General features: G+C 68.5%; 25 protein-coding genes and 1 pseudogene. 6 read left to right on the forward strand and 20 right to left on the reverse strand.

From position 1 onward, the window contains the following. The first annotated feature begins 33 nt into the window (after positions 1-33). On the forward strand, positions 34-576 hold the full coding sequence (gene idi / locus G6034_RS02240) for an isopentenyl-diphosphate Delta-isomerase (protein WP_176633471.1): 543 nt from the start codon (positions 34-36) through the stop codon (positions 574-576). Here the strand turns inward: idi and G6034_RS02245 are convergent. The 4 genes from G6034_RS02245 to G6034_RS02260 are packed head-to-tail and all read right to left on the reverse strand — an operon-like array spanning position 573 to position 3,140. Next, positions 573-1,391, reverse strand: a complete 819-nt coding sequence (locus G6034_RS02245; RefSeq protein WP_176633472.1) for an SDR family NAD(P)-dependent oxidoreductase — start codon at positions 1,389-1,391, stop codon at positions 573-575. The two genes, idi and G6034_RS02245, sit on opposite strands and share 4 nt — an antisense overlap. A 57-nt stretch (positions 1,392-1,448) precedes the next feature. Continuing rightward, positions 1,449-2,150, reverse strand: a complete 702-nt coding sequence (locus tag G6034_RS02250; protein ID WP_176633473.1) for a hypothetical protein — start codon at positions 2,148-2,150, stop codon at positions 1,449-1,451. Positions 2,151-2,202: 52 nt separating this feature from the next. Continuing rightward, positions 2,203-2,400 carry a DUF6186 family protein gene (locus tag G6034_RS02255; protein WP_176633474.1) on the reverse strand — a complete coding sequence of 66 codons (198 nt, stop codon included), beginning with the start codon at positions 2,398-2,400 and terminating at the stop codon, positions 2,203-2,205. After that, entirely contained in the window at positions 2,397-3,140 is a 744-nt protein-coding gene (locus G6034_RS02260; RefSeq protein WP_176633475.1) for a hypothetical protein, read from the reverse strand. Before G6034_RS02260 ends, G6034_RS02255 begins: the two co-directional genes overlap by 4 nt. 185 nt (positions 3,141-3,325) lie before the next feature. Here G6034_RS02260 and G6034_RS20235 point away from each other — a divergent pair. After that, positions 3,326-3,433: pseudogene (locus G6034_RS20235) on the forward strand (hypothetical protein); the annotation flags it as partial. A 126-nt stretch (positions 3,434-3,559) separates the two neighbouring features. Here the strand turns inward: G6034_RS20235 and G6034_RS02270 are convergent. Then, the gene (locus G6034_RS02270) at positions 3,560-4,270 is read right to left on the reverse strand and encodes a FadR/GntR family transcriptional regulator (protein WP_176633476.1); all 711 of its coding nucleotides are present in this window, start codon (positions 4,268-4,270) and stop codon (positions 3,560-3,562) included. 159 nt (positions 4,271-4,429) lie between these two features. Here G6034_RS02270 and G6034_RS02275 point away from each other — a divergent pair, with 159 nt between their 5' ends. Together G6034_RS02275 and G6034_RS02280 are read left to right on the forward strand one after the other, a co-directional pair. Continuing rightward, a complete protein-coding gene (locus tag G6034_RS02275) occupies positions 4,430-5,896 on the forward strand; it encodes a four-carbon acid sugar kinase family protein (RefSeq protein ID WP_176633477.1) in 1,467 nt (488 codons plus the stop codon). Between the two features lie 33 nt (positions 5,897-5,929). Continuing rightward, entirely contained in the window at positions 5,930-6,832 is a 903-nt protein-coding gene (locus tag G6034_RS02280) for an NAD(P)-dependent oxidoreductase (RefSeq protein WP_176633478.1), read from the forward strand. A 46-nt stretch (positions 6,833-6,878) separates the two neighbouring features. Here the strand turns inward: G6034_RS02280 and G6034_RS02285 are convergent, their stop codons facing one another. The 10 genes from G6034_RS02285 to G6034_RS02330 all read right to left on the reverse strand — a co-directional run bounded on the left by G6034_RS02285 (position 6,879) and on the right by G6034_RS02330 (position 17,798). Then, positions 6,879-7,640: a triose-phosphate isomerase family protein gene (locus G6034_RS02285; protein ID WP_176633479.1), complete on the reverse strand. Its 762-nt coding sequence runs from the start codon at positions 7,638-7,640 to the stop codon at positions 6,879-6,881. A 20-nt stretch (positions 7,641-7,660) separates the two neighbouring features. Beyond that, complete coding sequence (locus G6034_RS02290) at positions 7,661-9,010, reverse strand: MFS transporter (RefSeq protein ID WP_176633480.1); 1,350 nt, start codon at positions 9,008-9,010, stop codon at positions 7,661-7,663. A gap of 243 nt (positions 9,011-9,253) precedes the next feature. Beyond that, entirely contained in the window at positions 9,254-10,321 is a 1,068-nt protein-coding gene (locus G6034_RS02295) for an NAD(P)-dependent oxidoreductase (RefSeq protein WP_176633481.1), read from the reverse strand. Positions 10,322-10,361: 40 nt separating this feature from the next. After that, complete coding sequence (locus tag G6034_RS02300) at positions 10,362-11,684, reverse strand: MFS transporter (protein ID WP_176633482.1); 1,323 nt, start codon at positions 11,682-11,684, stop codon at positions 10,362-10,364. 129 nt (positions 11,685-11,813) lie between these two features. Then, a complete protein-coding gene (locus G6034_RS02305; protein ID WP_176633483.1) occupies positions 11,814-12,593 on the reverse strand; it encodes an SDR family NAD(P)-dependent oxidoreductase in 780 nt (259 codons plus the stop codon). Between the two features lie 45 nt (positions 12,594-12,638). Beyond that, a complete protein-coding gene (locus tag G6034_RS02310; protein ID WP_176633484.1) occupies positions 12,639-13,616 on the reverse strand; it encodes a 3-hydroxyacyl-CoA dehydrogenase family protein in 978 nt (325 codons plus the stop codon). 3 nt (positions 13,617-13,619) lie between these two features. Beyond that, a complete protein-coding gene (locus G6034_RS02315) occupies positions 13,620-14,105 on the reverse strand; it encodes a ribose-5-phosphate isomerase (RefSeq protein ID WP_176633485.1) in 486 nt (161 codons plus the stop codon). After that, positions 14,102-15,844: a dihydroxyacetone kinase family protein gene (locus tag G6034_RS02320; RefSeq protein WP_176633486.1), complete on the reverse strand. Its 1,743-nt coding sequence runs from the start codon at positions 15,842-15,844 to the stop codon at positions 14,102-14,104. The genes G6034_RS02315 and G6034_RS02320 overlap by 4 nt, the downstream gene beginning before the upstream one ends. A 47-nt stretch (positions 15,845-15,891) precedes the next feature. Further along, a complete protein-coding gene (locus G6034_RS02325; protein ID WP_176633487.1) occupies positions 15,892-16,890 on the reverse strand; it encodes a sugar phosphate isomerase/epimerase family protein in 999 nt (332 codons plus the stop codon). A gap of 221 nt (positions 16,891-17,111) precedes the next feature. After that, entirely contained in the window at positions 17,112-17,798 is a 687-nt protein-coding gene (locus tag G6034_RS02330; protein WP_176633488.1) for a GntR family transcriptional regulator, read from the reverse strand. 185 nt (positions 17,799-17,983) lie between these two features. Here G6034_RS02330 and G6034_RS02335 point away from each other — a divergent pair, with 185 nt between their 5' ends. Then, positions 17,984-19,612: a beta-N-acetylhexosaminidase gene (locus tag G6034_RS02335; protein ID WP_176633489.1), complete on the forward strand. Its 1,629-nt coding sequence runs from the start codon at positions 17,984-17,986 to the stop codon at positions 19,610-19,612. Between the two features lie 64 nt (positions 19,613-19,676). Then, positions 19,677-20,747, forward strand: a complete 1,071-nt coding sequence (locus tag G6034_RS02340) for a hypothetical protein (RefSeq protein WP_218063475.1) — start codon at positions 19,677-19,679, stop codon at positions 20,745-20,747. A gap of 73 nt (positions 20,748-20,820) precedes the next feature. Here G6034_RS02340 and G6034_RS02345 read toward each other — a convergent pair whose 3' ends face one another. The 5 genes from G6034_RS02345 to G6034_RS02365 all read right to left on the reverse strand — a co-directional run bounded on the left by G6034_RS02345 (position 20,821) and on the right by G6034_RS02365 (position 26,563). Next, positions 20,821-21,501 carry an FMN reductase gene (locus tag G6034_RS02345; RefSeq protein ID WP_246295230.1) on the reverse strand — a complete coding sequence of 227 codons (681 nt, stop codon included), beginning with the start codon at positions 21,499-21,501 and terminating at the stop codon, positions 20,821-20,823. 114 nt (positions 21,502-21,615) lie between these two features. After that, a complete protein-coding gene (locus G6034_RS02350) occupies positions 21,616-23,199 on the reverse strand; it encodes an amino acid permease (RefSeq protein WP_176633492.1) in 1,584 nt (527 codons plus the stop codon). A 47-nt stretch (positions 23,200-23,246) separates the two neighbouring features. Beyond that, positions 23,247-24,689: an aspartate ammonia-lyase gene (gene aspA / locus G6034_RS02355; protein ID WP_176633493.1), complete on the reverse strand. Its 1,443-nt coding sequence runs from the start codon at positions 24,687-24,689 to the stop codon at positions 23,247-23,249. A 201-nt stretch (positions 24,690-24,890) separates the two neighbouring features. Next, a complete protein-coding gene (locus G6034_RS02360) occupies positions 24,891-25,859 on the reverse strand; it encodes an asparaginase (protein WP_176633494.1) in 969 nt (322 codons plus the stop codon). After that, positions 25,856-26,563, reverse strand: coding sequence for a FadR/GntR family transcriptional regulator (locus G6034_RS02365; RefSeq protein ID WP_176633495.1), 708 nt, complete (start codon positions 26,561-26,563; stop codon positions 25,856-25,858). The genes G6034_RS02360 and G6034_RS02365 overlap by 4 nt, the downstream gene beginning before the upstream one ends. Positions 26,564-26,726 lie beyond the last annotated feature (163 nt).

Genomic DNA, 26,726 nt, shown 5'->3' on the forward strand with positions numbered 1-26,726 from the left:
TGTTGGACAGCCCCGACCGAAAGGCGTCCCGCCATGTCATCCCCCATCGAGCTGGTCCGGCTGCTGGACGACGACGGCACCGAGATCGGCACGGCGGACAAGTCGCTGGTGCACGGCGACAACACGCCCCTTCACCTGGCCTTCTCCTGTCACCTGGTGGACGGCGCCGGGCGGACCCTGCTCACCCGCCGGGCACTCTCAAAGCTGACCTGGCCCGGGGTCTGGACCAACTCGTTTTGCGGACACCCGGCCCCCGGCGAAACGCTTGAGGACGCTGTGAGGCGGCGGGCCGGCGTCGAACTTAACCTGGAGGTGGGCGACATCCGCCCGGTGCTTCCCGACTTCCGCTACCGGGCCGTGGATGCCTCGGGCATCGTGGAGAACGAGATCTGCCCGGTCTTCACCGCCGTGCACTTGGGCGGGGACGCGATCTCGCCGAATCCCGACGAGGTCTGTGACTGGGCGTGGTCGGACATCGCGGACCTGGAGGAGGCCGTGGCCGCCGCGCCGTTCGTGTTCAGCCCCTGGCTGGTCCGCCAGCTCGCGGAAGGGATCCACGCCGGCGGGCGCCTTTAGACGGCCACCATCGCCGCGCTTTGCTCCCACAGGCTCTCGGCCAGCTCGGGGCGGTACGCCAGCGGATTCGCCTTGGCCACCTTGCGCTTGGCGTAGTACTCGCCGGGCGTCCAGTCCCCGCCCGGCACGGACGTGGCCAGCCAGACCAGGGTGTCAGCGCCCTGCGCCGGCGAAAGCATGAACCGCCGCGCCAGGGTGCCGTACGCCAACTTGTTAATCGGGTTCGATTCTGCCGAAAAGCCGCTCGCCACCACGCCCGGGTGGAAGGCCGCGGCGGAAATGCCGTGGTCGCCGTAGCGGCGCTGCAGCTCGCGGGTGAAGAGGATGTTGCACAGCTTCGCGTTGCCGTAGGCGGTGTTGGCGGAGTACTTCTTCGCGGCGTCAAGGTCGTCAATGTCGAATCTGGCCATGAACCGGTTGGCGCGGCTGGAGGTGTTGATGACCGTGGCCCGGCTCGCGACGAGGCCCTCGATCAGCAGCGTGGTCAGCAGGAACGGTGCCAGGTGGTTCACCTGGAACGTTTTCTCGTGGCCGTCCACCGTCAGCTCGCGCCCCGCCATGATGCCGCCGGCGTTGTTGGCCAGCACGTCAATGCGCGGATACTTTTCGGCAAGGCCGGCCGCCAGCTCCCGCACCTGGGACAGGTCCGTGAAGTCCGTGATGAAGCTGTCCGCCTCAAGCTCCTCGGCAATCGCCCTGGTCTTTTGCGGCGAGCGGCCCACCACCACCAGCCGGTCCCCCGGATAGGCCAGCATCTTGGCCGCGGCCGCCCCGATGCCGTCGCTGGCGCCGGTAATCACGATGGTGCGTGCCATGGTCAAGTCCTCACTTTGCGGCCAGCTGTTCCTTAAACATAGTGCCGGAGGCCCGGATTAGCTGGAACGGTTGATCATCCGCGCCACTTTTTGTTCCAAGGCCGCGAGCGTGACGTCCGGCAGCACGATGATTCCGTCCAGTTCCTTGCGGGCCCGCCTGAAGGCCGATTGCCGCTCTGCCGGGCTGGCGGCCTCATTTTCGGCAATGTTGACCAGCTTGCGGGCCGTTCCCAGGCGCTGGCGCTCCGGCTCGCTGAAGGCCGTGTCCTTCACGCGCCGGGCCTCCTTTTCCGCCACGTCGAACGCCACGTCATAGGCGTTGACGGCGTTGCGGTAGTCATCCCACCGGGACTTGGACGTGACCTCTGCGGCGGCCACGGGACGCAGCGCATCGGCGTCGCGCTTGGCCCGCAGGAACGCCACTGTGAGGGGTTCGCGGACGTCCGTCATCATGGGGAAGTCGATCAGCTTGCCGACGTCGAGCTCGTAGTCGAGCCAGCGGCGGTTGACGGCGTCGTGCGCGTCCATGACCTTGGCGACGTCGCCCTCGGTGAAGGCGTCAGGGTCCATGGCGAGGGAGGCCTGCGGGACCGGCGGCAGCCCCGCGGCCTCCGGGTGCCGGAGCTTGTACAGTTCGACCCGGCGCCGGTGCCGCCGCTCGGACGCCGTGGAGAGGCCGCGGCCCCAGCCGCCAATGATTCCCGCCAAAGGGAACGCCAACCACCAGTAACTGCCGGCGAACTGCCAAAAATCGTGCATGCCTCAATCGTGCCACCCGTCACACGTGCAGGCTAATCCCGTCCCATGCCGGTCACCCGACCAGGAAATGCCAGCCCAGCCACCACACAAACAACAGCAGCGTGATGCGGGCGGCCCGCGTCACAAACACGCGGCCCAGCAGTTCGCCCAGGCCGGCAAGCGCCGCCGGCCGCACGCGCGACGCCACCACCAGGGCGATCCCCGCCACCGGGACCAGCGCATACCCGGCCACCACCAGCACATAGATCATGGGCGCCGCACCACCCGCAGCAGCGTTCCGCACGCCACCAGCCACAAGGCCGTCATGAACCATCGGCTGGAATCACTGTCGAACAAGGGCTGCAGCAGGTCCGTCAACGGCGGGAACACGGCTTCCCCGCCCGGGGAAAACCTGTCGATGAAATACGTTCCCAGCTCCCAAATGCACAGGAAAAACACGACGCCGGCCCACCAGTACGCGGCCCGCCTCACCCGGGCTGCGGGGCGCCCGGGCGGCCGGGGAGGGTCAGGCCAGGCGACGAGCAGCATGGCCGCCCCCACCAGGCCCACGACGGCCGGAATCCCCGTGCTGCTTGCGGGTGCCAGGACCACCACGGCCAGGGACAGGGCGCCGACAGCGGCGGCAGCTGCGGCCCAAAACCAGCGCGGGAGCGTGCGGGCGGCACGCAGTTCCACCGCCCCGCGGCCCGGGCGGCGGCCCCGGGCGTGCCGCACGGCGGTGTCGATGGCCAGGACCGCACCCGCGGACAGGAAGACCAGTGCGTCCACGGGCACCCCGCGGTACAGGTGGAACACGCCGGTGACAAGCAGGATCGCGACCCACGGGGTCGAGAGCCACAGCGAGGCCTGGTGCCCAGCGCCGCGGCCGGGCTGCACGCCACGCGACGGCGTCCCGCCCGGGCCGCGGCGAGGGGCCCGTGCGGCACGGGAGCCGTCCGAATGCCCGCCCCCGGGACCGCCGGCGGCATCCGCCGGCCTGTTCGAACTCACACTTCCAGCCATGCTCCCAGTCCACCACCAGCGCGCTCCCAGCGCCAGTGGCAGGCAGGACGACCGCCCCGGCCGGGCACCCGGCGTCGTGCCTCAAGGCACGGGTGGCGGGCCATGGACGCCGCACGTGACGCGGGCATACAGGGGGACCGGCCCTACATTTCCGACGGGCAAGGCGAGAGGCCATGAGCTACAAAGTGGGCGTTTTTGTTGGCAGCCTGGCCTCGGATTCCATCAACCGCAGCGTGCCCGGCGTGCTGAAGAACGCCATCGACTGGGGGTCCCGTCCCTGGGGCAGCAACTCGTTTGCGAAGAAGCCGACGGCGGCAACGTCCCCGTCCCGGCCACGGCGGAGTTCCTGCGCAGATGGCTGCAGGAATTCCACGTCTTCATCGTCAAGGTGGTCGGGGCACAGCGGATCACGATTTAGGGGCCTGGAGGACGTATCGCTGCAGGTCCTCCCGGGTCTGGGTCATGTGGTTGTCCATGGCCACCCGGGCCGGCTCGGGTTCCCGCGCTGCGAGCGCTTCGAGGATGGACTCGTGCATGGCAATCGCGTTCGCCTGGATCTCGGGGACCCGGGACGTTTCCGCACGGCGGCTTTCCAGGATGCGGTGCAGCGGCTCGAACAGGACTGCCACGAATATGTTGCCCGAGGCGTGCAGGATGATGTCGTGAAAGGCCAGGTCCGATTCCACGAAGGCGGTCACGTCATTGGCCGTGTGGGCCGCCCGCATCTGCTCCACCTGGCCGGCCAGCAGGTCAAGGTCCGTCGCGGAGATGCGGGTGGCCGCCAGTTCGCACGCACCCGTCTCGAGCATGCGCCGCAGCTCGATGAGTTGGATGGCCACGGCGTCGTCGTCCTCGCCCTCGGAGACGGCGCGGAGCACCGCATGCAGTGAACCCCAGCTGCGCAATGGGTTCACGAACGTGCCCCGGCCGCGCTCCACGCGGAGGATGCGCTGGGCCTCGAGGGTCTTCATCGCCTCGCGGACCGTCATGCGGCTCACGTCGTGCTGGGAACTCAGTTCCAGCTCACCAGGAACGAGTGCATCGGGAGGGAACTCGCCGGCGACGATCCGGTCCAGCAGGTCATCCGCCACCATTTCGGTCAGCGACTTGCGCGCCATGTCTGCCCTCCTCCGCGTTGATGTTGCTCCAGTTTAGGGGCCTTCACGCTGTGAGCCGCCTTCCGCTTGCACAGCCCGTGTGCCTTGTGCCACAATGGCAGTCAAATGTTAGATGTCAGACATCTTACCAAAACGAGGCCCAGGAGGAGGCATGAGGAAATGACCCTGGAATCCGAGCTTCTGGCCGCCTACCCCGCCGAGGTCGCCGTGCCCGCCGGCCTGGTGGCAGCCCAGTCCGCCGCCTCGAACCGGGTGCTCATTGTCCTCGACGACGACCCCACCGGAACGCAGTCCGTGTCCGGCCTCCCCGTCCTGACCCGCTGGGAAGTGTCTGACTTCGACTGGGTTTTCGGGCACCGGATCGACGGCGTGGCGGCCAGGGCCGTCTATGTCCTGACCAACACCCGCAGCCTGGACCCTGCCGAGGCGGAGGCCCGCAACCGGGAGGTAGTGGTCAACGCCCTCGCCGCAGCCCGCGCCGCCGGCATTTCGCTGGGATTCGTCAGCCGCAGCGACTCCACCCTCCGCGGACACTTCCCCCTGGAGCCGGACACCATTGCGGCAACGCTGGCCGCGGAGGCCGGCGAGATCGTGGACGGGGTGGTCATCGTCCCGGCCTTCCCCGACGCCGGCCGCATCACCGTGGGCGGCATCCACTACGCCCGCGGCGGCGGCGGGACGCTCCTTCCCGTGGCCGAGACCGAGTTCGCCAGGGACGCCAGCTTCGGCTTCAGCCATTCCTCGCTGGCGGACTACGTGGAGGAGAAGTCCGGCGGCCGCGTCCCCGCCTCCCGCGTCATCACCGTGGACCTCCAGCTGATCCGCCGCGGCACGCCCGACGCCGGCGCCACCGCCATCGCGGACGCCCTGGATGCGGCCTCCGGCTCCACGCCGATTGTGGTGGACGCCGTCACCGAAAACGACCTGCGCGTCCTGGCACTGGGCCTGGAAGAGTCCGAACGCCGCGGAAAGACCCTGATCTACCGGGTGGGCCCGCCCTTTGTCCGCGCCCGGATCGGCCAGGAGATCCGTGAGCCGCTCGAGTCCGCGGACATCTTCCCCGCGGAGCGCGCCGACACCGGCTCCGCCCGCGGCGGTCTGATCGTGGTCGGCTCACACGTCGGTGTCACCACCCGCCAGCTCAAGGCCCTCACGGACGCGCACCGCTCGGCGTGCATCGTCGCGATCGACGTGGAAGCGCTGCTGACCGACGACGGCGGCGCCCACATCTGCGACGTCGCCGCTGAGGTCGCCGCGGCCCTGGCGACGGGCGACGTCATCGTCCACACCAGCCGCCTGCTCGTCAAGGCCGGCGACCCCGCGGCCAGCCTGAAAATTGCCCGCACCGTCTCGGCCGCCGTCGTCGAGGTGGTCAACAGGGTCCTCAAGACAGCGCCCCCGCGCTTCGTCATCGCCAAGGGCGGCATCACCTCCTCTGACGTGGCCGCGCATGGACTGGAAATCCGCCACGCCATGGTGCGCGGCCCCATGCTCCCCGGAATTGTGTCCCTGTGGGAGCCGGTGGACGGGCCTGCCAAGGGGATCCCGTACGTCGTCTTTGCCGGCAACGTGGGCGGCGACCGGTCGCTGGCCGACGTCACCCGCAAGCTCAGCGGCACGTTCTAAACGACGTACCCCACGGCCTTGAAGGAGACCACCATGACCAGCAAATACACCGTCACCGTCCTGGGACTCGGTGCCATGGGGCTGCCCATGGCGACGCGCCTGGCGTCACAGCTGACCGTCCACGGCTTCGACATCGCCGAGCCCAGGCTACAGCTGGCCGCGGAAGCCGGAATCACCACCTTCAGCACCGCCCAGGCGGCGGCGAAGGGCGCCGATGCCGTCCTGTTGGCCGTGCGAAACAGCCAACAGCTCACCGAGGTGCTCTTCGGGGAAAACGGCGTTGCCCCCGTCCTGGACCAAGGATCGGTGGTCATCCTCACCAGCACGGTCGGCACCGGGGCCATTCCGGCCACGGTGGAACGGCTGGCTGAATACGGCGTCGAACTCGTGGATGCGCCACTGTCCGGCGGCCCCGTCCGCGCCGGCGGGGGAGACCTGCTGGTCGTGGTGGGGGCAACCCCTTCCGCGCGGGAACAGGCGGCCCCCGTCCTTGACCTGCTGGCTTCCACGCTCTCGATCGTGGGTGACAAGCCGGGCGACGGCCAGGCCCTCAAAACCGTAAACCAGCTGCTGTGCGGCGTCCACATCGCCGCCGCCGCCGAGGCCCTGGCCCTGGCCGACGCCCTGGGACTCGACCAGGCCAAGACCCTGTCAGCCCTCGAGGCCGGGGCGGCCGGCTCTTTCATGCTCTCCAACCGCGGCCCCCGCATCCTCGAGGCCTACACCACGGGCGGCGCCGAGGTCCTCAGCCGCCTGGACATCTTCGTCAAGGACATGGGGATCGTGGGCAAGGCGGCCCGTGCCGCCGGCCTGGCCGCCCCCGTTGCCGCCGCCGCCGAGCAGCTTTACCTGCTGGGCCAGGCGCAGGGCCTGGCCGCCTCCGACGACTCCGCCGTGATCAAGGTCGTCGCCCCCACCCGAAGGCACGCCGGCTGACGCCGCCCGGCATGAACCGCCCAAGGGGCTGCCCGGGAGCGTCAACTCACTGACGGGCCAGCGCCTCGTCCAGGACGCGGCCGAAGTTCGCCGCCTCGTGGGCGAACCGGCCCAAAAAGAGGCCCGAGACCCCGTTCAGCCGCGGCAGCAGGCCCGGCTTCGCCGAACCGCCGTAGATGATCGGCAACTCCCCCGCGCCGTGCCGCTCCAGCCGCCGTCTGGTGTCACGGACGACGGCGGTGACGTAGCCCGCGTCGGCGGGCTCGTCCGCGCCGATGGCCCAGACGGGCTCGTAGGCCACCAGAGTGCGTTCCATGCCGTCCCATCTGCCTGACAGGGCCGCCTCCAGCTGGCCAACCACGTATTCCGCCGCCTCCGAGGGCGTGCCGCGGCGCTCCTCCCCCACGCACAGCAGCGCGGTGAGCCCGGCGGAACGGGACTGGTCCACTTTCGCCGCGACCACGCCGTCGTCCTCGCCAAAATGCCGGCGACGCTCGGCATGGCCGAGCTCCACCAGCTCCACGCCGAGCTCGGCGAGCATGGCGGCGGAGATCTCGCCCGTCCAGGGGCCGGGCGCCGGGCTGCAGTTCTGGGCCCCCAGCACCGCCGCGGACCCGGAGAGGATCTCCGCGGCCGCGGGCAACACCGGAAAGGACGGGATGATGAACGGGACAACCCGCCCGGCAGCAAGTGCCGGGCGGGCGTCCAGTTCGGCACGCACTTCTTCCAACCAGCGCAGGCTGTCCCGATACCCCAGGTACATTTTGGTGCTGACGCCTACATACGTGCTCGATCCAGTGCGTGGCATGTGGTGGGTGTTCCGTTCCGTCAGCTGTCCAGCAGTTCGTCGGCCTTGTTCTTGAACCGGCGGGTGCCCCACATCATGAGGGCTGCCACGAACGGCAGCACGCCGAGGGCGTAGATGCCCATGGCACCGGATGCGGAGGAGAACGTCTCGTTGATGCTGGTGCGCAGGATCGGCGCGACGAAGCCGCCCAGGTTTCCCAGGGAGTTGATCAGGCCGATGCCTGCGGCAGCGGCGGTGCCGGTGAGGAACGCCGTCGGGTAGGACCAGGCGATGGGGCCGATGGACAGGAAGCTGCACACGGCCAGGGTGATGAAGATGATGCCCAGTGCCGGGAGGCCGTTGGCGCCTGCCCATGCGGAGCCGAAGATGCACAGGCCGGTGGAGACGAACAGCCAGGTGCCCAAAACTCGGCGTCGGATGATGGTGGAGGCGTACTTGCCGATGAAGTAGCAGGCAAACATGCCGAAGAACCACGGCACGGCGGCCAGCAGCCCAACGGTGAACCCGACCTTTTGGCCGGTCAGCTGCGCGACCTGCTGCGGCAGGTAGAAGGTGACCCCGTACACGGCGATCTGCAGGCAGAAGTAGATGACGGTGAAGTACCAGACCTTGCCGTTGGCCATCGCAGCGAAGACGCCGGACGGACCGGATTCCTTCCGGAGCGCGTCCTCCTGGGCCATGGCCGCCGTCAAGGCGTCCTTCTCATCCTGGGAGAGGAACCTGGCCTTCGCCGGGCCGTTGATCAGCAGGAAGAACGCGGCGACGCCAGCAATGACGGCGAGCATGCCCTCGATGAAGAACATGACCTGCCAGCCCTGCACGCCCGGCACCATGTCGCCGAGGTTGATCAGTCCGCCGGACATCGGCGAGCCGATGAGCTGGGAGAAAGGCTGGGCCAGGTAGAAGATGGCGAACATCTTCACGCGGTGCTTGTTCGGGAACCACTCGGCCAGGTACATGATGATGCCGGGAAAAAGTCCGGCTTCGGTGACGCCGAGCAGGAAACGCAGGGCAACGAAGGAATTCTCGCCCTGGACAAAGGCAAAGCTGGCCGCCACGATGCCCCAGGTGATGCCGATGCGGGCCAGCCAGATCTTGGCGCCCACCTTCTTGAGCATCAGGTTGCTCGGGATTTCGAAGATCGCGTAGCCGATGAAGAGGATTCCGGCGCCCAGCGCGTAGGCGCCTGCGGAGACCCCCTTGTCGGTTTGGAGGGCAGCCTCGGCGAAGCCGACATTGGTGCGGTCCAGGAAGGCAACCACGTAGAGAATGACAAGCATTGGCATCAGGCGGAAAGTGGCCTTGTGGACGGCCGACTTCAGCGCGGGTGATTCCAACAGCTCCTTACTGGTACTGGTCAGGCTGGTCATGCAGACTCCTCCTTGAAGGTGATGGTGCGTGGTCGAAGGTGATGCGTTGGTCAGTGCTTGGGATTCGGGGTTGCGGGTCAGCGCGGGTAGGCCATGAGAAGGACGGCGCCGACGCAGGCGATGATGCCGACCAGCAGGTACAGCTTGCGGGCGGTGCTCCAGGCGCCGGGGGTTTGGGGTTCCATGGGTTGCTCCTTGGTCAGCGGCAGTGGCCGCCGGGCAGGTGGTCGATTGAGCGACGAGTCACGCGTGTTGCGCGTCGGCGGGTTGCGCGTCGGCGGGTTGCAGTGATGCTCCGCGCCAGGTGGAAGCGTTCACCAGTCCGCGGCTCAACGCCGCATCGGGGACGTTGCCGTGGGACGCCTGGATCACGGACGCGATGACGCTGGCAGAGACATCGCGAGTGAAGTCGGCCGTCCAGCACAGCGCGTGCGGCGAGAGGATGACGTTGTCGAGTGCGAACAGCGGATCGTCCTTGGACGGTGGTTCCGGGTCGAACACGTCGAGGGCCGCTCCTGCGATCGTGCCGTCCACCAGGGCCCGGGTCAGGGCGGCCTGATCCACCAGGGCGCCCCTGGCAATGTTGACGAAGTGGGCGCTGCGCTTCATGGCTGCGAAAAAGTCCGCGTCCACCATTCCCCGTGTCTCGCCAGTGAGTGCGGCCGTCACCACAACGAAGTCGGAGCGGCTGGCAAGTTCCAGGAGTGGAAAGCCCGCGATGCCGTGGTCGGCGGCCCGGCTGGAGTTGCGGTCGGTGGTGATGACCGCAACTCCCAGGTGCCGCAGGTATTCCGCAAGCTGCGTGCCGACGCTCCCAAAGCCGATAATGCCGACGGTCCGCCCATCAATGCCCTGCCCCCTGTGCCCGCCGCGTCCGCTCTCCCAGAGCCCGTTCGCGGTCACCCGGTGGTTTTCGACCAGGCGGTGGGCGGCAGCGAGGATGAGCGTCAGCCCGCTGAGGGCGAGTGGCTTGCGGACCTCGACGGGCGTGGTCGTGACAATCACTCCCTCGGCGGCCAGTCCCTGCGGATCAATGCCATCGTAGCCGGCGCCGAAGCGCGCCACATGCTTGAGCCGGGGAGCTTGGCGCACCAGCTCCGCATTGAATGGCATGTGTCCGAACGACAGCACTGCGTCGAGCCCGGCCAGCGCTTCCGCATTGACAGGTCCATGGGGCACCTCCGGCATCAGCCGCCAGGTGATGCCGGCCTGGTCCAACCTTTCCAGGCCGACATCACCGAAGATGGTTGACCCGTCCGGGTAGGCCCCGTCGCGGGTCAGCCCGACAACGTAGCCATCTGTGGATCTCACTGTTGCTTCTCCTTGGGTGTGGAGGGGGCGGGCGCCACGGCTATGCCAGCGCCGGCTTCTTGACGTCGATGGGCTTGGAGACCATCAGCCCGAAGAACAGGGCGCCCAGTGCGGCGATGACGCCGGCCAGGATGAACGACGGCGTGTAGGATCCCGTCCTGTCGACGACGATGCCCGTGATCACCGGGGCAAGCGCGCCGCCAAAATAGCCGCCGAAGTTCATGATGGAGCCGAAGCGGGCGGCGTGCGTGTCCGGGACGATGTCGCTGGTCAGGGCCCAGGACTGGGACTGGATGATGGCGATCAGGCCCAGGGCCAGGCACAGGACCGCAATGGCCCAGGTGAGCGAGTGGACGAACGGAACGATGACCAGCAGGACGCCGGTGAGGATTGCGGCCACGATCAGCACCAGCCTCTTCGAACCCATGGCCGACTTCCCCCGGCGGCGGACCAGCATCAAGGTGATGCGCCCGCCGTAGATTCCGGCTATTGCCGCCGCGAGGTAGGGAATGGCCGCCACCCAACCGGTCTTGCCAATCGAGACGCCGAGGGTGTCCTGCAGGAAGAGCGGCAGGAACGTGATGAAGATGTTCCAGATCCAGATCGAGGTGAAGAATCCAAGCATCATGCCCCACGTCTGGCGGTACTTGAAGAACGTCAGCCAGGGGATGTCGGCGACGGGAGCGTCGGTTTCGTCGCGGCCGGCCAGGATGTAGCGGTATTCCTCGTCGGACAGGTTCTTGGCTTCCTCGGGTGCCTTGTAGAACATGTAGAACGCGATGGCGACAATCAGGCCCAGGATGCCGACCACGATGAACATGCCACGCCAGCCGAACCCCAGCATGAGCAGCGTGAGGAGAGGCGGGGCGGCCGCTGATCCCCATTTGGAACCGCTGTCCCAGATGCCGCTGGCCTGGCCGCGTTCTCCGCGGGGGAACCACTGCGTGGTGATCTTCGAACTGTTGGGCGAGTTCGGGGACTCACCGATACCCAGCAGGACCCGGAATGCGACGAAGTGGACCATCGACTGGCCCAGGGCCATGAGCGAGCTGGCCACGCTCCAGAGCGCGACTGCTATGAAGTACATCTTCTTCGGGCCGAACTTGTCGATCAGGTACCCGGCCGGGAGCTGGAAGAATGCGTAGGTCCAGGAAAACACTGTCCCCAAGAGGCCGATGTCCGTCTTGGTCAGACCTAGTTCCTTGATCATTTGGGGCGCCCCGATGGACACCGCCGACCGGTCCAGGTAATTCAGCAGCCCGGCGACCAGCAGCCATCCAAGCACAAGGTACCGCAGGTTTTTCACCTTCTTTCGGTCCTTGGTCCGCTGAATGTCCCTGGCGCTTTCCGTTGACTGGCTCATGACACTTCCTTGTGTGTAGATTCAAAACCGATTGCACCGTCGGTGGTGCTAAAGGAACTACCCGGCAGACCGGCCACCGGCATTGCACATGACGTGCCGACAAAGATGGGCACAGGAAAAGCCTCCCTTTTAGTGCATGTAGAGCCCCCCATCCACGTTCAGGGTCTGGCCCGAGACGTATCCGGAGTCCTCGCCGATGAAGTAGTGGATGGCTGCGGCGATGTCGCGGGTGTTGCCGACACGGTTGACCACCAGGTCCTTGACCATGTCGTCCTTGCGCTCCTGGGACAGCGTGCCGCCCATGATGTCGGTGTCGATGGGGCCGGGCGAGACGCAGTTGACGGTGATGTCGTACGGGCCCAGTTCGCGTGCGGTGGCACGGGTCAGGCCGATGACGCCGGCCTTCGCCACGGAGTAGGGCGTCTTGGAGAACGTGCCGCCGCCGCGCTGTGCCGAGACGGAGGAGATGTTCACAATGCGGCCCAGCCGGTTCTTGACCATGGACTCGGCAACCCGGCGGGTGGCGTAGTGGACGCCGTTGAGGTTGACACCAAGGACCCGGTCCCATTCGGCCGGCTCCAGGTCAAGATAGCCGACGGGCGAGCTGACGCCGGCAATGTTGGCCAGGGCCACCACCTGGGGAAGCGCGGCCTCGATCTCGTCGATGGCGGCCCGGACCGAGGCTTCGTCGGCGATATTGGCCCCGACGCCGTGGGCCTTGACGCCGTAGGTGGCGGTCAGCCCGTCGGCGACGGCCTTGCAGGCGGCGTCGTCAAGGTCGACGACGCCGATGCTCCAGCCCCGCTCGGCCAGGTAGTTGGCCGTGGCGCGGCCGATGCCGCGTTCGGAGACGGCGCCGGTGACAATGGCGGTGCGTTCCGCCGGGAATGCTGGGGTGGCTTCGGGCATGGGGGACTCCTGGTGGTGTGTGATGGCTTGTCTGGGGGGAAGGTATTAGTGGATGGGTGCGGGACCGAGGTCGTCCAGGAGCTGCTGCATCGCAACGTAGGCCTTGTTGCGGTAGGCGATCAGCTCCGCGGTGCGCTCGGCGGGGACGTTGAGGAAGCCGGCGCCCGTCTTGGTGCCCAGCTTCCCGGCGTCGACCAGGTCGCTGAGGATCTTGGGCGTGGCAAAGCGCTCCGGGAATCCGGTCTGCAGCGACTGGTAGCAGAAGTTGTAGACGTCCAGCCCGGCCATGTCCGCAATGGCAAACGGGCCGAAGAACGGCAGCCGGAAGCCAAACGTGGTGCGGACCAGGGTGTCGATGTCCTCGGCCGTGGCGATGCCCTGCTCCACCAACTGCGCGGCCTCGTGAAACAGGGCGTACTGGAGGCGGTTGAGCACAAAGCCCGTGACGTCCTTGACCACGGCCGTCTGCTTCCCGGAGGAGTGGACCAGCTCGCGGATGGCTCCGACGGTGGCGGCCGAGGTTCCCGCGTGCGGGATGACCTCCACGCCGGGGATGAACGGGGAGGGGTTGGAGAAGTGGACGCCGAGGAAGCGCTCCGGGTGCGCCACCGGGGTGGCCAGGTCAGCGATGGAAATGGTGGAGGTGTTGGAGCCGATCACGGCGTCGGGGCGGGCCGCCGCGCTGATCCTGGCCAGGGTCTGGTGCTTGATGGCCAGGACCTCGGGAACGGCCTCCTCGATGAACGAGGCGTCGGACACGGCCTCCTCGATGGTGCCGGCGGCCCAGAGGTTCTTCCGCAGGATCTCGGTGGAACCGGCCGGAAACAGCCCGTCGGCCACGAACTGGTCCGACTCGGTGAGCAGCCGCTCGTAATTCTTCTGCGCAACCTCGGCGGAAACGTCGGCCAGGGCCACCCGCGCACCGCCCAGGGCCAGGACCTGGGCGATCCCGCCGCCCATGTAGCCGGAGCCGACGACGGCGAACTTCTTCTGCGTGCCGGCGGTGGAGCTTGATTCAGTCATGGTTCAGGAGGCCTTCGTGTAGTCGGGTTCGTAGGAGCAGATTGCGTCGACTTTTTCGGCCGAGGCGGAGTTTTCGTCAAAGGTGTGGGCAAGCCACTCGCCGACCAGCTTCTTGGCCAGTTCCAAGCCGATGACGCGCTGGCCCATGGTGAGCACCTGGGCGTTGTTGCTGAGCACCGAGCGTTCCACGGAGTAGCTGTCATGGGCGGTGACGGCACGTATGCCGGGCACCTTGTTCGCCGCGATGGCCACGCCGAGCCCGGTGCCGCAGATCAGCAGCGCCCTGTCGGCGTCGCCTTCGGCCACCATGCGCGCCCCGTCGACGGCCACGTGCGGATAGGCCCGGGTGTCGCCGGCCCCCACGCCAATGTCAATGACTGTGGCAACGCGGGGGTCCCCCTCCAGCACGGCCTTGAGCGCGTTCTTGTATTCCACGCCCGCGGAGTCATTGCCCACCACGATGCGAAGTCCTGCCTTTTTCTCGGTCATGCCTTTGCTCCTTGTTCCATGGGTTCTGCTTCCAGGTGGCGGCCGAGGCGTTCGGCGATGAGGGCGAACGACACGGCCCCCGGGTCCGGGTGGCCGAGGCTCCTTTCGGCCAGGGGCCTGGCGCGCCCCTTCAGCGGCCGCAGCCCGGCGGTCAGGTCCGCGGCGCCCCGGGCCGCGGCCGCGGCCGCCGCCAGGGCCCGGCCCACCGGCGCGCCGCCGGAAATTTCGGTCAGGAAGGCGTCCCGGAACGGCAGCAGCGCGTCCACCATGGTCTTGTCGCCGGGCCCGGCCTGGCCCAGCGTGGTGATGGCGGAGGCGAAGGCCTCGACGGCTGCCGCCGCGTCGCGTCCCGTGTAGCGGTCCCGGTTGCCCAGGGCCGCACCGGCTGCGATCACGGCAGTGCCCCACAGGGCGCCGGAGGTCCCGCCGGCCTTTTCGCTCCAGGCCTCCCCCGCCGCGGCGAGGATGCGGCGCACGGAGGCACCGCCGTCGGACGTGGCGGCGGACTGGGCGGCGGCAACCGCCGCTTCCACGCCGCGGCGCATGCCGATGCCGTGGTCGCCGTCCCCGGCAATCGCATCCAGCCTGCCCAGTTCCTGTTCGTGTTCGACGACGACGTCGCGCACCGCCGCGATGGCGGAGAGCGCATGCCGGCCCAGCGCGGCGGCAGCGGGCGTGGGCCGTTCACTGTCCGTGGCCGGGGCGGCCGCATCCGCGCTGACGTCACGGCGGGCCCGGCGGGCCACGGCCCCCTTCCGGAAGGCAGGAGTGTCCGCCGGCGCGGCCCACAGGCGCTCCAGCTCGTCATCGAGCCACAGCAGCGTCAGGGACAGTCCGGACATGTCCAGGCTGGTGACAAGTTCCCCGCATTCGGGCTCCACCACGGTCAGGCCGGCGGCGGTGAGCAGCTTTTCCACCTTGCCGAAGAGCAGGAACAGCTCCTCGTACTTCACGGTGCCCAGGCCGTTGACGATCGGCACAACGCGAGTCCCGGGGTGCTCGGGCCTGTCGTCCAGCAGCCGGGACACCAGCAGCTGGGCGAGCTCGGACGCCGTCGGCAGGGGGTGTTCGGAAATGCCGGGTTCGCCGTGGATGCCCAGGCCCAGCGCCATGCGCCCGGCCGGGACGTGGAACAGCGGTGCGGGGCTCCCGGGCAGCGTGCAGCCGTCAAAGGCGACACCGAGGGAGCGGGTGCGGGCGTTGGCCAGGACGGCCAGGCGCTCCACCTCATCCAGGTCCAGGCCTTCCTCGGCCGCGGCGCCGGCAACCTTGAAAACGGTCAAGTCCCCGGCAATGCCGCGCCGCTTGTCCAGCTGGTCTGCCGGGGCGCTGGCGATGTCGTCGGTGACCAGCACCGTGCGGGTTTCGATGCCTTCGGCGTTCAGGCGCACCTGGGCCTGGCCGAAGTGCAGGACGTCGCCGGCATAGTTGCCGTAGCTGAGCAGCACGCCGCCGCCGTTGTGGGCCGCCTGGGCCACCCGGTAGACCTGCCCGGCCGCCGGGGAGGCGAACATGTTGCCGCAGGCCGAGCCCGCGGCCAGGCCCGCGCCCACCAGCCCGGCGAAAGCCGGGTAGTGGCCGGAGCCGCCGCCCACCACCACGGCCACCTGCCCCTGGGGGCTGGCCGTTGCGCGGACCACGCCGCCGTCCACGCGGGATACATACCGCCGGTTGGCGGCCGTGAAGCCGTCAAGGGCCTCGTCCGCAAAGTCGGCGGGATCGTCGAAAATCTGGGTCATGGTTCCTCTTCGAATCCGCAGGGGCCCTGCGGGGTTGAGTGGGTTGTTTAGAGGGCCGGGACGGCCACGGGCTGCTGGCGCCCCTGGGCAACCCGGCTGGTGCCGAGCGCGTAGCCGTCCTGCTTGGGCAGGACCAGCTTGCGCAGGTAGGCCTGGTTGCCGGCGGTCACGCTGAGCCCGTCGCCGCCGTAGTGCTCGGTGCAGATGATGCCCTGGAAGCCGGCGGAAATGGCCGTGCGGAACGCATCCCGGTAGTTGATGATGCCGCTTTCCATGGGTGCCGGCATGGCAACGTAGCTGTTGCGGGCCACGTCCTCGTCGCGGAGGTAGTTCTTCACGTGCCAGTAGTTGGAGTACGGCAGGGTCTTCTCCAGCACCTCGCGCCAGTCCTCGATGGGGCGGTGCAGCCGGACCAGGTTTCCGACGTCGGGGTTGAGGCCCACATTGGCCAGCCCGATGTCCTGGACCAGCTTCACCGAAGAGTCGGCCGTGCCCAGGTAGGTGTCCTCGTACATTTCCAGGGACAGGAGGACGCCGAGCTCGGCGGCATGCCGGCCCAGTTCGCGGAGGCGGACGACGGCGTCCCGCCATGCTTCCGTGTTGCCCGCCGGATCGGTGTGCCCCTGGACCGTCCAAAACCACAGCTGCTGTTGCTGCTCGGCGGTCAGGGCCTGGTGCAGGCCGAAGGAGACGACCTCGCAGCCCAGCTCCGCGGCGGCATCGATCGTGCGGTGGCTGTAGGCCAGGTTGTCTTCCCACTTCTTCGCATCAATGACGCTGCTGCGGATGGCCGAGATGACGGGGATGCCCGTCCCCGCCTCCGCTGCGGCCTCCTTGAATTCCGCGAGCCGGGCGGCATCCAGGTCGCCCGGGCGGACCCAGCTGTCGGTGAGGTCCGCATGGGCGAAGCCGGCATCCCTGACCTCCCGGAACACCTCCAGCCATTCGGAGGCGTCGGCGTCGTTGATGTGCCGGCCGGCGGCGTTGGTGCCCGGGAATTGCAGCAAGGCTGCGCTGATGGGCCAGTTGGCGGCTGTGTAGGCCATGGTGAAGCTCCTCGCTTGAGATCCTCTTTCCTATAGGATCTACTATCGCTACAGAATATGTCAAGCATCACATTTTTGACAAGGCCGCCGGGCCGTCCCGCCGGAAGTTCACCGCCGCGGAGGCCGGGATGGACTTTTGATCCTGGCTTATCCGCCTCAAATCTCCGTTTCGTCATCCCCCGGCCCTGCCGGCCCTGGCAACCCCTGCCGGGGCCCGGGCTTCAGGCCTCGGGCGCGGCCTGCATGGCCCGCTGGCGCACCCTGGCCACGTGCTCCGTCATGGCGGCCGCCGCAGCCTCGGGGTCCGCTTGCTCAATGGCGCTGAAGACCGCCTGGTGCTCGGCGATGGCGTGGTCGGCGTCGGTGATGCCCACCCCACCGAAAAGCCGGAACCGCTGGACCTGCCCGCCGAGGGCCTCGTAGGCGGCGAGCATGAACGGGTTCCCGGAGTTCTCGGCAATCAGCCGGTGGAAGCGCTCGTCCGCGTCGAGGTAGTCGCGGAATTCGGCAAATGACGGCCCCCGCGGAGCTTCCCGGAGGTCAGTGATTGCCTGCCGCAGTTCGCCCAGCAGTTCCGGGGTCATCCGCCGGCACGCCAGCTGCGTCGTGACGGGCTCGATGGCCAGGCGCGCATCCATCAGGTTGGCAAAGTCCTCGCGCGAGAACACGGGGGCCACCCGGTAGCCCTTCAGGGCAACGCGCACCACCAGGCCGGTGTGTTCCAGCCGGGCCAGCGCCTCTCGAACCGGTGTCGGAGAGACGTCCAGGTCCCGGGCCGTGCCGTCGATGCTGACAGGCGTGCCGGGCTCAAGCCGGCCGTCCATCAGCGATTCGAGAATCTCCTCGTAGACGTGGTCGGCCAGGACCTGGCGGCTGACGGGACGTGGTCCACGGGAAGGCTTGATCATGGTTGGTTCCTATAGGATCTTCGGGGCGGGCGGACACCTTAACGGTACCTTCCCCCCGCCCGCCAGGGTCCCAACCCTGCCCCCACCCTTCACGCCCGGGCGGGGGCCGCCGAAGCAGAACAGCCATGTGGAATACTCCTGTCCATGGCCGACCATCCACCACCGCGCCCCTGAGGAGCCCTCCCATGCCGCACACCGCCGTCCCCCTGCTGCCCCGCCCGCTCGAAGCGGCCGGCGCGCCCGGCGAGTTCCTGCTCTCCGCCGCCAGCACGGTGTCCGCCGAACCGGGGCTCGAGGCCGTGGCGCTCTGGCTGCAGGGGGCGCTGCGCCCCGCCACCGGCTTCCTGGTGATGTTCGACGCCGGACCCGCGGACATCGCCCTCTCCCTTGACCACGGGCTGGCACCGGAGGCGTACCGGCTGGAAGCCTCGGCGGACGGTGTGCACATCAGCGGTGGCGGCCCGGCGGGCGTGTTTTACGGCTGCCAGTCCCTGCTGCAACTGCTGCCCGCCGCAGTGTTCCGCCGCGCGCCGGTCTCCACTGTGCGCTGGACCGTGCCCACCTGCACCGTCGAGGATTCGCCCCGCTTTGGGTGGCGCGGCGCCATGCTGGACGTGGTGCGGCACTTCCTGCCCAAGCACGAACTGCTGCGTTTCATCGACCTGATGGCCATGCACAAGCTCAACACCCTGCACCTGCACCTGACCGACGACCAGGGCTGGCGCGTGGAGATCCTGCGGTATCCGCGGCTGGTGGAGGTGGGCTCCTGGCGGCGCGAGTCCCAGGTGGGCGCCGGACCCGACGCCCCGGCTGACGGGCGCCCGCACGGCGGCCACTACACCCAGGATGACCTGCGCGAAATCACCTCCTACGCGGCCGCGCGGTTCATCACGGTGGTGCCGGAGATCGAAACGCCCGGCCACGTCCAGGCCGCCCTCGCCGCCTACCCCGAGCTCGGCGTGACCGGCCAGCCCCTGGAAGTCCGCACCCGCTGGGGAATCAACCACCACGTGCTCAACGCCGAGGACGCCACGGTGGAATTCTTCCGCAACGTCCTTGACGAGGTCATGGACGTGTTTCCGTCGGCCTACATTGGCGTGGGCGGCGACGAATGCCCCAAGGGCCAGTGGCAGGCGGACCCCCGGTCCCGCGAGCGCGCCCGTGAACTGGGCCTGGCCCGCGTGGACGATCTCCAAAACTGGTTCATCGGCCAGCTCGACCGGCACGTCTCCGTCCGGGGCCGGCGCATCCTGGGCTGGGACGAGGTGCTCGAGGGCGAGCTCTCCCCCACGGCCACGGTGGCCTCGTGGCGCGGCATGGCCGGGGCCGTGGCAGCGGCCAGGCGCGGCCACGACGTGGTCTGCTGCCCCGACGACCGGGCCTACCTCGACTACCGCCAGTCCGAACTGCCCACCGAACCGATCCCCGTCTCCATCCCCCTGACCGTGGCGGACGTCTACGCATTTGACCCGGCCCCGGCATCCCTGACCCCGGAACAGGCCAAACACATCCTCGGCGGCCAAGCCAACCTGTGGACCGAGCACATCGACTCGCCCCGCGGCCTGGACTACATGGCGTTCCCGCGGCTGTGCGCCATGGCCGAGGCCCTGTGGAGCCAGGCATCCGGCGAGCTGGAGGATTTCACCGCGCGGCTGCGGGAGCACCTGCCGCGGCTGGACGCCGTCGGGGTGGAGTACCGCCGCGCCGAGGGGCCCCTGCCCTGGCAGCAGCGTCCCGGAATCCCCGGCCGGCCCGAAACCAGGGCGGCCCGCGACGCGCACATTGCCGCGCTGGTGGCCTCGATCGAAGCGTGAGCCGGGGAACGGCGTCGTACCTCCCGCACCGGCAGTGCGGCGGGCCGTGGAAGAATGAAGCTGATTGACCATGGCAGCCAGCAACCCCCTCCCCGAACAGCTCCCCGACGGCGGCGCCGTGCACCCGGCGCACAAGTCCCCGGAGCGGCACCGCCACATCCGCCAGGTCCCCGACACGCCGCGGCGCTGGTTTCTGGCCACCATGGCCGCGGCCGCCGCCACCACGGCCTTCAACGCCAACATTGCCGCCGACTACCAGTTGACGGAGCGCTCCCAGTTCCGCGTCACCACGCCGGACAATGACAAAAACAGGACGGCGGCCAACAGGTTCCCCGGCAAGACGTGGTACCTGTTGCCCGGCTTCGGGGTGAGCTACCGGGACGCCGGCCGCAAGCTGAAGGCCCTGCAGCCGGCCATGAACCAGCGGGCGCCGGCGTCGTACATCGGCTATGCCAACGGCGGGATCGACATCGCCCAGTTGTTCATCGCCATCCAGCGCGACACCTTCGAACGCCGGATCGACACCGTCTATTTTTACGGCGACAGCTTTGGCGGGATGGCGGCCACCGTGTTGGCGGGGCTGCTGGAGGAAATCGGCATCCACGTCCGCGTCATCGTGATGGGGTCAAGCCCCAGCAGCGTGCGCGACGTCCTGGACCCCAGCAAGGAATACATCTCCCTCGCCGGCAAGGTTGTCCCCTACCTGGGGCTGGTGGGGCGGCTGGCCGCCGGGGTGTGGAGCGGGCTGGCCAACCCGAACGGCCAGGGCATGTACGAGGCGGCGCGCGCCGGCATCGGCCGTTCCTTTAACCAGGCCAGCGACTCCCTCATCCTGAAGACCACCCAGGCCACGTTCCTGCAGGCGTTCCCGACCCAGTACGACGGCGGCATTCCCAGCAGCACCGGGATCGGCCTGCTGTACGACCCCAAGGACTTCATCGTCAACGCCCGCCTGGCCATTGTGGGCTGGGAGGCCCTGTTCCCGAAGAACCCGCACTTTGAATACGACATCCCCGACACCGGCCATGCCAGCCCCGAAATCCATCCGGACGTCTACCGCGTGGCGCTCACCGTCATCCTGGACCAGCTGGACCCGCCGCCGCTGACCACCCGGCCCGTCCAGCCGATCTTCTAGGCCCGTGACTGGGCTTGCCGAGATCGGGGTCCCGGCAGGGTTGGCCGCCGGAGCCGCCGGGCCCCGGACCTGCCTAGCGGGCCTGGGTCTGGGCCAGCAGCTGCTCGAACGGCAGGGACGTCATCTGGGAGGTGGCGCGCTCGTGCCGCTTCGCCTTGTGGTCCGGGGAAAAACCGCGGGCAGCCGTGTCCCCGGGGGCCGGCGTCGTGCTTGGGGAAGGGGCCAGCACGGCGGCAAGTTCGCCGGCGGCCTGGCCGATGCGGTGATCCAGTGCGTCGGTTCCGGACCGGCCCCAGTCTTCCGGCGAGGCGTAGACGGCGGTGGGCATGGTGCGGGCGCGCAGGTAGCTGAACAGGGGGCGGATGGCCATCTCCAGCACCAGCGAGTGCCGCGGCGACCCGCCCGTGGCGCCGAACAGCACGGGCATGCCGTCCAGGAACTTGGGGTCGAGCACGTCGAAGAAGGACTTGAACAGGCCGCTGTAGGACGCGCTGAAGGTGGGGGTGACCGCGATCATGGCGTCGGCCCGGGACACGCGGTCGATGAGGCCGGCCAGGGCTGGGCCCGCGTAGCCGGTGACCATGTTGTTGGCAATGTCCACGGCAACGTCGCGAAGCTCGGCGACGTCGAGCACGGCTTCCGCGCCCAGCTCACCCAGGTGTGTCCTGACGGCGGCCGCCAGCTGGTCCGCGAGCATGCGCGTGGACGACGGGACGCCGAGACCGGCCGAGACAACAATTATTGTGCGCTGCATGGTGACTCCTTTTTGCTGGCACATTGTTCATGCGTTTGCATCTAATGGGGTCAACCCGTGGTGCACGGCTGTTATTCCCGAAGGCCGGTCCCGGCGTTCGCTGGTGCGCCAAGATCAGTCCTCGCCGCTGCCTCCAACCCGGGCGCGCGGGCCCCGGGCGGCGTCGGCGGCGTCCGAGGCATCAGCGGCGAGGGTCGCGTGGCTGTGGTGGGCGATGACCGGGTGGGCGCCGGTGAAGCCGTCGCGGCCGGCGGCGATCTCCTTGATGCGGCCGCGGGAGGCGTACCAGCCGATCATCAGGGCCGGGACAATGACCACGATCGAGGCCACTGTCCAGGTGCCCACGGGGTTGTCGAACGCCATGAGGACAATGACGGCCAGCAGGAACGCCAGCGTCAGGTAGCCGGTCCAGGGCGCCCCGATCATGCGGAAGGCCGGGCGGATGGCCAGGCCCTTCTTCGACAGCCGGAACAGGGCCAGCTGGCAGAGCACGATCATGCCCCACGAGGCGATGATGCCCAGTGCCGCCATGTTCAGCACAATTTCAAACGCGGAGGCCGGAACAACGGCGTTGAGGATCACGCCCAGCCCGGCAACAGTCGCTGTCAGGGCAATGCCGCCGTAGGGGACGCCGCGCTTGTTCAGCTTGGCGGCGAACTTCGGCGCGGAGCCGGCCAGGGACATGGAGCGCAGGATGCGGCCGGTGGAGTACAGGCCCGCATTCAGCGAGGACATGGCCGCCGTGAGCACCACCAGGTTCATGATGGAGTCCATGCCCTGGACGCCGATGGAACCGAAGAACGTCACGAACGGGCTTTCCCCGGCCTTGTAGGCGGTGTACGGCAGGAGCAGCGACAGCAGCACCAGCGAGCCCACGTAGAACACGGCGATGCGGATGATGACGGTGTTGATGGCCTTCGGCATGACCTTTTCAGGGTTCTGCGTTTCGCCGGCGGCCGTGCCGATGAGCTCGATCGAGGCGTACGCGAACACCACGCCCTGCATGACCACCACCACGGGAAGGAGCCCGTTGGGGAAGAACCCGCCGTGGTCCGCAATGAGGCTGAAGCCAATCTGCTGGCCCTCGATCGGCGTGCCGAAGATGACGAAGTAGCTGCCGATGATCAGGAAGCCGACCAGGGCCACCACCTTGATCAGCGCGAACCAGAACTCCATCTCGCCAAACACCTTCACCGAGACCAGGTTCAGGCCCAGGACCAGCAACAGGGCCGCCAGCGCCCACACCCACTGGGGCACGGCGCCGATCCACGGCACGTACTTGGCGAAGAAATGCATGTACAGGGCGATCGCTGTGATGTCCACGATGGCGGTCATGGCCCAGTTGAGCCAGTACAGCCAGCCGGAGACAAATGCCGCCTTTTCGCCGAAGAATTCGCGGGCGTAGGAGACAAAGGAGCCCGACGACGGGCGGTGGATGACCAGCTCGCCCAGGGCCCGCAGGATCAGGAACGCGAAGAAGCCGCAGATTGCATAGCTGAACATGAGGGCCGGGCCGGCGCCGGCGAGGCGGCCGCCGGCGCCCATGAAGAGGCCGGTGCCGATGGCCCCGCCAATGGCGATCATTTGGATTTGGCGGGACTTGAGCCCCTTGTGGAGACCGGCGTCTTCGGCGGTCAGCGCCACGTTCGGGGCGTCCTGGACGAGGTCGGAGGTGTCCGTGTTGGTGCGGTTGTGCATACGCTTGCCTATCGGTGAGTGCGGCCGCGCCTTTGCGGGCCGCGCGCTTAATCGTTGAGGTTGGCCAGGTGTTCCGGACGCAGGAGCTCGTCCAGTTGTTCGGCCGTCAGGAGCTTGTGCTCCAGGACCAGTTCAGCCACGCCGCGGCCGGAGGACAGCGCCTCAAGCGCGATCCTGGTCGACGCCGCATAGCCCAGGCGCGGGTTGAGTGCGGTGACCAGGCCGATGGAGTGCTCCACCTGGGCCCGCAGCCTGTCCTCGTGGGCGGTGATGCCCCTGATGCACTTGTCCGCCAGGGTTCGGCACGCCGCTTCCAGGTGGCGCATGCTCTTGGTCAGGCTGTGCACGATGACCGGTTCAAAGGCATTGAGCTGGAGCTGCCCGCCTTCCGCCGCCATGGTGATGGTGACGTCGTTGCCGATGACCTCGTAGGCCACCTGGTTCACTACTTCCGGGATCACCGGGTTGATCTTGCCGGGCATGATCGAGGATCCTGCCTGCACGGCCGGCAGCGTGATCTCGCCGAACCCGGCCCGCGGGCCGGAGGAGAGCAGGCGCAGGTCGTTGCAGATCTTGGACAGCTTGACGGCCACGCGCTTGAGGACGCCGGAGAGGTGCACAAACGCGCCGACGTCCTGGGTGGCTTCGATCAAGTCCGCAGAGGTCACCAGCGGCAGCCCGGAAATCTCCGCCAAGTGGCGGCAGGCCAGTTCCGAGTAGCGCTTGGGAGCGTTGAGCCCGGTGCCGATGGCCGTTGCGCCAAGGTTGATCTCGTGGACCAGCAGGGTCGATTCCGCCAGCCTCGCCCGGTCCTCCCCCATGGTGACGGCGTAGGTGTTGAATTCCTGCCCCAGTGTCATGGGTACGGCGTCCTGCAGCTGCGTGCGCCCCATTTTCACCACGGTGCGGAACTCCACGGCCTTCTCGCTAAAGGCTGCGCCCAGGTATTCCATGGCCTTGACGAGCGACTTGGCTGCGAAGATCGTGGCCACGTTCACGGCTGTCGGGTAGACGTCGTTCGTGGACTGGCTGAGGTTGACGTGGTCGTTCGGGTGGAGGAACTGGTATTCGCCCTTGTTGTGTCCGAGGATTTCCAAGGCGCGGTTGGCGATGACCTCATTGGCGTTCATGTTCGACGACGTCCCCGCGCCACCCTGGATGACGTCCACCACGAACTGCCCGTGCAGTTCGCCGGCGATGATTTCCTGGCAGGCCTGGATGATCGCGTGGGCGCGCCCGTCGTCGAGCAGGCCCAGCTCGTGGTTGGCCTGGGCGGCGGCCTGCTTCACCATGGCGAGCCCGTTAACAAGGTGCGTGTTGGTGGACAGCGGCTGGCCGGTGATGGGGAAGTTTTCCACGGCGCGCAGCGTGTGGACGCCCCAGTAGACGTCCGCCGGCACCTCCCGATCGCCGATGAGGTCGTGTTCGATCCGGACGCCTGCGAAGAGCGGGGTGAGGGGGTCCAGGGGTGGGGCGGTCAGGTCGGTCATGGTGCTCCTTGGCTGAAGGCGGTGTGAATTGCGGGGCAGGCGCGGCGGTATCCGGGCTGGGTGGTTGCGCGGGACGGGCACCCGCGCCGCTCGGGAAGTCCGGGCAGGAAGGGGGAAACGTTGGGGAAAGGTGGCCCGGTTGCAACCGAGCGTCGGGGAAAGGTGCCCCGGTTGCAACCGAGCGTCGGGGATGTGGGGGCGTCAGGCGGTGGACGGGAGGCCGTGGAGGGTGCCCACCGGGAGGCCGCCGCCCAGCACGGGAAGGTTGTTGAACGGCTCCAGCAGGGCCGGTTCGACGCCGAGGGCGAGCAGCGCCGGGACCGCGGCCGGCATGCGCGCCCGGTCGCCGCCGTCGGATATCTTCAGGGCCACGGCGCTGCCGTCGGACAGGGCGATGAGCTGGATGCCCTCGAAGCCGTCCTTGGCGAGCAGCCCCGGCACCGCCCGCATGAGCGCGGTGACGTCGCGGCCCTCGCCGGCCACCAGCTCCGGGTGGGCGCGCATGGCGCCGGCAACCCGGTGCTCGGGGGTGCCCGGCATGGCGGTGGTGAGCCGGCTGAACGCCCGCGCCATGCCGGTCAGCGAGAGGGCAAAGACCTCGGTGCCGCAGCCGTCGGTGCTGATGTCCGTCAGCTCCTCGCCTGTCAGTTCCGCCACGGTCCCGCGGATCAGCGCGGGCAGCGGGTGGTTGTGGTCCAGGTAGGTTTCCACGGGCCAGCCGTTCGCCACGCAGGTCGCCAGCAGCGCGGCGTGCTTGCCGGAACAATTCTGCGCCAGGTGCGTGGGGCCCCGGCCGGCGGAGAGCCAGGCCGTGCGTTCGGCGGTGCCGTAGGGCAGGTCGGTGGAGTTGGCGAGGTTGCCTTCCGTCAGCCCGGAGTCCGCGAGGACCTTGGCGGCGGTTTCCTGGTGGATGCCGGCACCGGAGTGGCTGGCGGCGGCCAGGGCCAGCTGCTGGTCGGTGAGGACCACGCCGGCGCGCAGCATGGCCACGGCCATGAGCGGCTTCAGGGCCGAGCGCGGGTAGATGCGGGCGGCGGGCTCACCGCGGGACAGGAGGGTCACGCCGTCGGGCGTCACCGCGGCCAGCGAACCGTAGTGGACGCTTTCCACGATGGCCCCGCGGGTCTGCACGGCGAGGGGCGCGTGGGCCGGGAATCGGGTGGCTGTCATGCGGTGGTGTCTCCAATAATCAGGGTCAGGGCGGCGTCGACGGCGCGCAGGTGGACGGCCATGGCGCGGCCGGCCGCCTCGGTGTCCCCACGGGCGATGGCGTCCAGGATGAGGCGGTGTTCGTCGTCGGACTTCTGCTGCCGGCCGGTGAGGAGGTTGATGGTTTCGGACTGGTTCACCATGGCGTCGCGGATGTCGTGGACCACCCGCTCGAAGACGCCGTTGCCGCTGGCCGTGGCGATGGCCGCGTGGAAGCTGCCGTCCAGGCTGACCCAGATTTCGGGATCGTCCTCCCCGGCCATGGCCGCGATGATGCCGCGCATCTGCTCCAGCTGCTCCTCGCTGCGGCGGGTGGCGGCAAGCTCGGCGGCGGGCACCTCGATGTGCGGGCGGGCCTCCATGAGGCTGCGGGCGGAGAACCGGCCCAGGACCAGGTCCCCCGGCGCGCGGCTGGCGATCACGAACGTGCCCTTGCCGGTCTGCGTTTCCGTCAGCCCCAGGGCCGTGCAGGAGCGCAGGGCCTCGCGGACCACGGAGCGGCTGACGCCGTACTGGGCGGCGAGCGCGGTTTCGGAGCTCAGCTTGGACCCGACGGCGAGCTGGCCGCCCTCGATGGCGCCCCGGATCGCCGTGAAGACGGCCTCAGCAGCGCTCACCCGGACAATCTGCTGCTGTCCGGCTGTCCAGCTGTCTGACAAGTTCATGAAACGACTATGACACGGCTCACAGGATGGTGTCAATGCGGAGGTTCCAGCCGTCCGGTGGCCGAGTGGCGGGCGCGGTGGGGCCCGGGGCCCGCGCCAGGCCCGCCAGAAATCGACGGTGCAGCTCCCGCGACCTGGACCGGGCCCACGTCGCGGGAGCTGC

This window comes from Arthrobacter wenxiniae, from assembly GCF_013376105.1.
GTDB lineage: Bacteria > Actinomycetota > Actinomycetes > Actinomycetales > Micrococcaceae > Specibacter > Specibacter wenxiniae.

Coding starts and splice junctions, on each gene's coding strand:
- G6034_RS02290 (WP_176633480.1), bottom strand. CDS start 9,010: ATGACCAGCCTGACCAGTACCAGTAAGGAGCTGTTGGAATCACCCGCG.
- G6034_RS02270 (WP_176633476.1), bottom strand. CDS start 4,270: ATGGCGCGCAAGTCGCTGACCGAAATGGTGGCGGATGACCTGCTGGAC.
- G6034_RS02280 (WP_176633478.1), top strand. CDS start 5,930: ATGACCAGCAAATACACCGTCACCGTCCTGGGACTCGGTGCCATGGGG.
- idi (WP_176633471.1), top strand. CDS start 34: ATGTCATCCCCCATCGAGCTGGTCCGGCTGCTGGACGACGACGGCACC.
- G6034_RS02255 (WP_176633474.1), bottom strand. CDS start 2,400: ATGATCTATGTGCTGGTGGTGGCCGGGTATGCGCTGGTCCCGGTGGCG.
- G6034_RS02325 (WP_176633487.1), bottom strand. CDS start 16,890: ATGGCCTACACAGCCGCCAACTGGCCCATCAGCGCAGCCTTGCTGCAA.
- G6034_RS02360 (WP_176633494.1), bottom strand. CDS start 25,859: ATGACAGCCACCCGATTCCCGGCCCACGCGCCCCTCGCCGTGCAGACC.
- G6034_RS02365 (WP_176633495.1), bottom strand. CDS start 26,563: ATGAACTTGTCAGACAGCTGGACAGCCGGACAGCAGCAGATTGTCCGG.
- G6034_RS02285 (WP_176633479.1), bottom strand. CDS start 7,640: ATGCCACGCACTGGATCGAGCACGTATGTAGGCGTCAGCACCAAAATG.
- G6034_RS02310 (WP_176633484.1), bottom strand. CDS start 13,616: ATGACTGAATCAAGCTCCACCGCCGGCACGCAGAAGAAGTTCGCCGTC.
- G6034_RS02315 (WP_176633485.1), bottom strand. CDS start 14,105: ATGACCGAGAAAAAGGCAGGACTTCGCATCGTGGTGGGCAATGACTCC.
- G6034_RS02345 (WP_246295230.1), bottom strand. CDS start 21,501: ATGCAGCGCACAATAATTGTTGTCTCGGCCGGTCTCGGCGTCCCGTCG.
- G6034_RS02305 (WP_176633483.1), bottom strand. CDS start 12,593: ATGCCCGAAGCCACCCCAGCATTCCCGGCGGAACGCACCGCCATTGTC.
- G6034_RS02275 (WP_176633477.1), top strand. CDS start 4,430: ATGACCCTGGAATCCGAGCTTCTGGCCGCCTACCCCGCCGAGGTCGCC.
- G6034_RS02250 (WP_176633473.1), bottom strand. CDS start 2,150: ATGCACGATTTTTGGCAGTTCGCCGGCAGTTACTGGTGGTTGGCGTTC.
- aspA (WP_176633493.1), bottom strand. CDS start 24,689: ATGACCGACCTGACCGCCCCACCCCTGGACCCCCTCACCCCGCTCTTC.
- G6034_RS02350 (WP_176633492.1), bottom strand. CDS start 23,199: ATGCACAACCGCACCAACACGGACACCTCCGACCTCGTCCAGGACGCC.
- G6034_RS02245 (WP_176633472.1), bottom strand. CDS start 1,391: ATGGCACGCACCATCGTGATTACCGGCGCCAGCGACGGCATCGGGGCG.
- G6034_RS02320 (WP_176633486.1), bottom strand. CDS start 15,844: ATGACCCAGATTTTCGACGATCCCGCCGACTTTGCGGACGAGGCCCTT.
- G6034_RS02300 (WP_176633482.1), bottom strand. CDS start 11,684: ATGAGCCAGTCAACGGAAAGCGCCAGGGACATTCAGCGGACCAAGGAC.
- G6034_RS02335 (WP_176633489.1), top strand. CDS start 17,984: ATGCCGCACACCGCCGTCCCCCTGCTGCCCCGCCCGCTCGAAGCGGCC.
- G6034_RS02330 (WP_176633488.1), bottom strand. CDS start 17,798: ATGATCAAGCCTTCCCGTGGACCACGTCCCGTCAGCCGCCAGGTCCTG.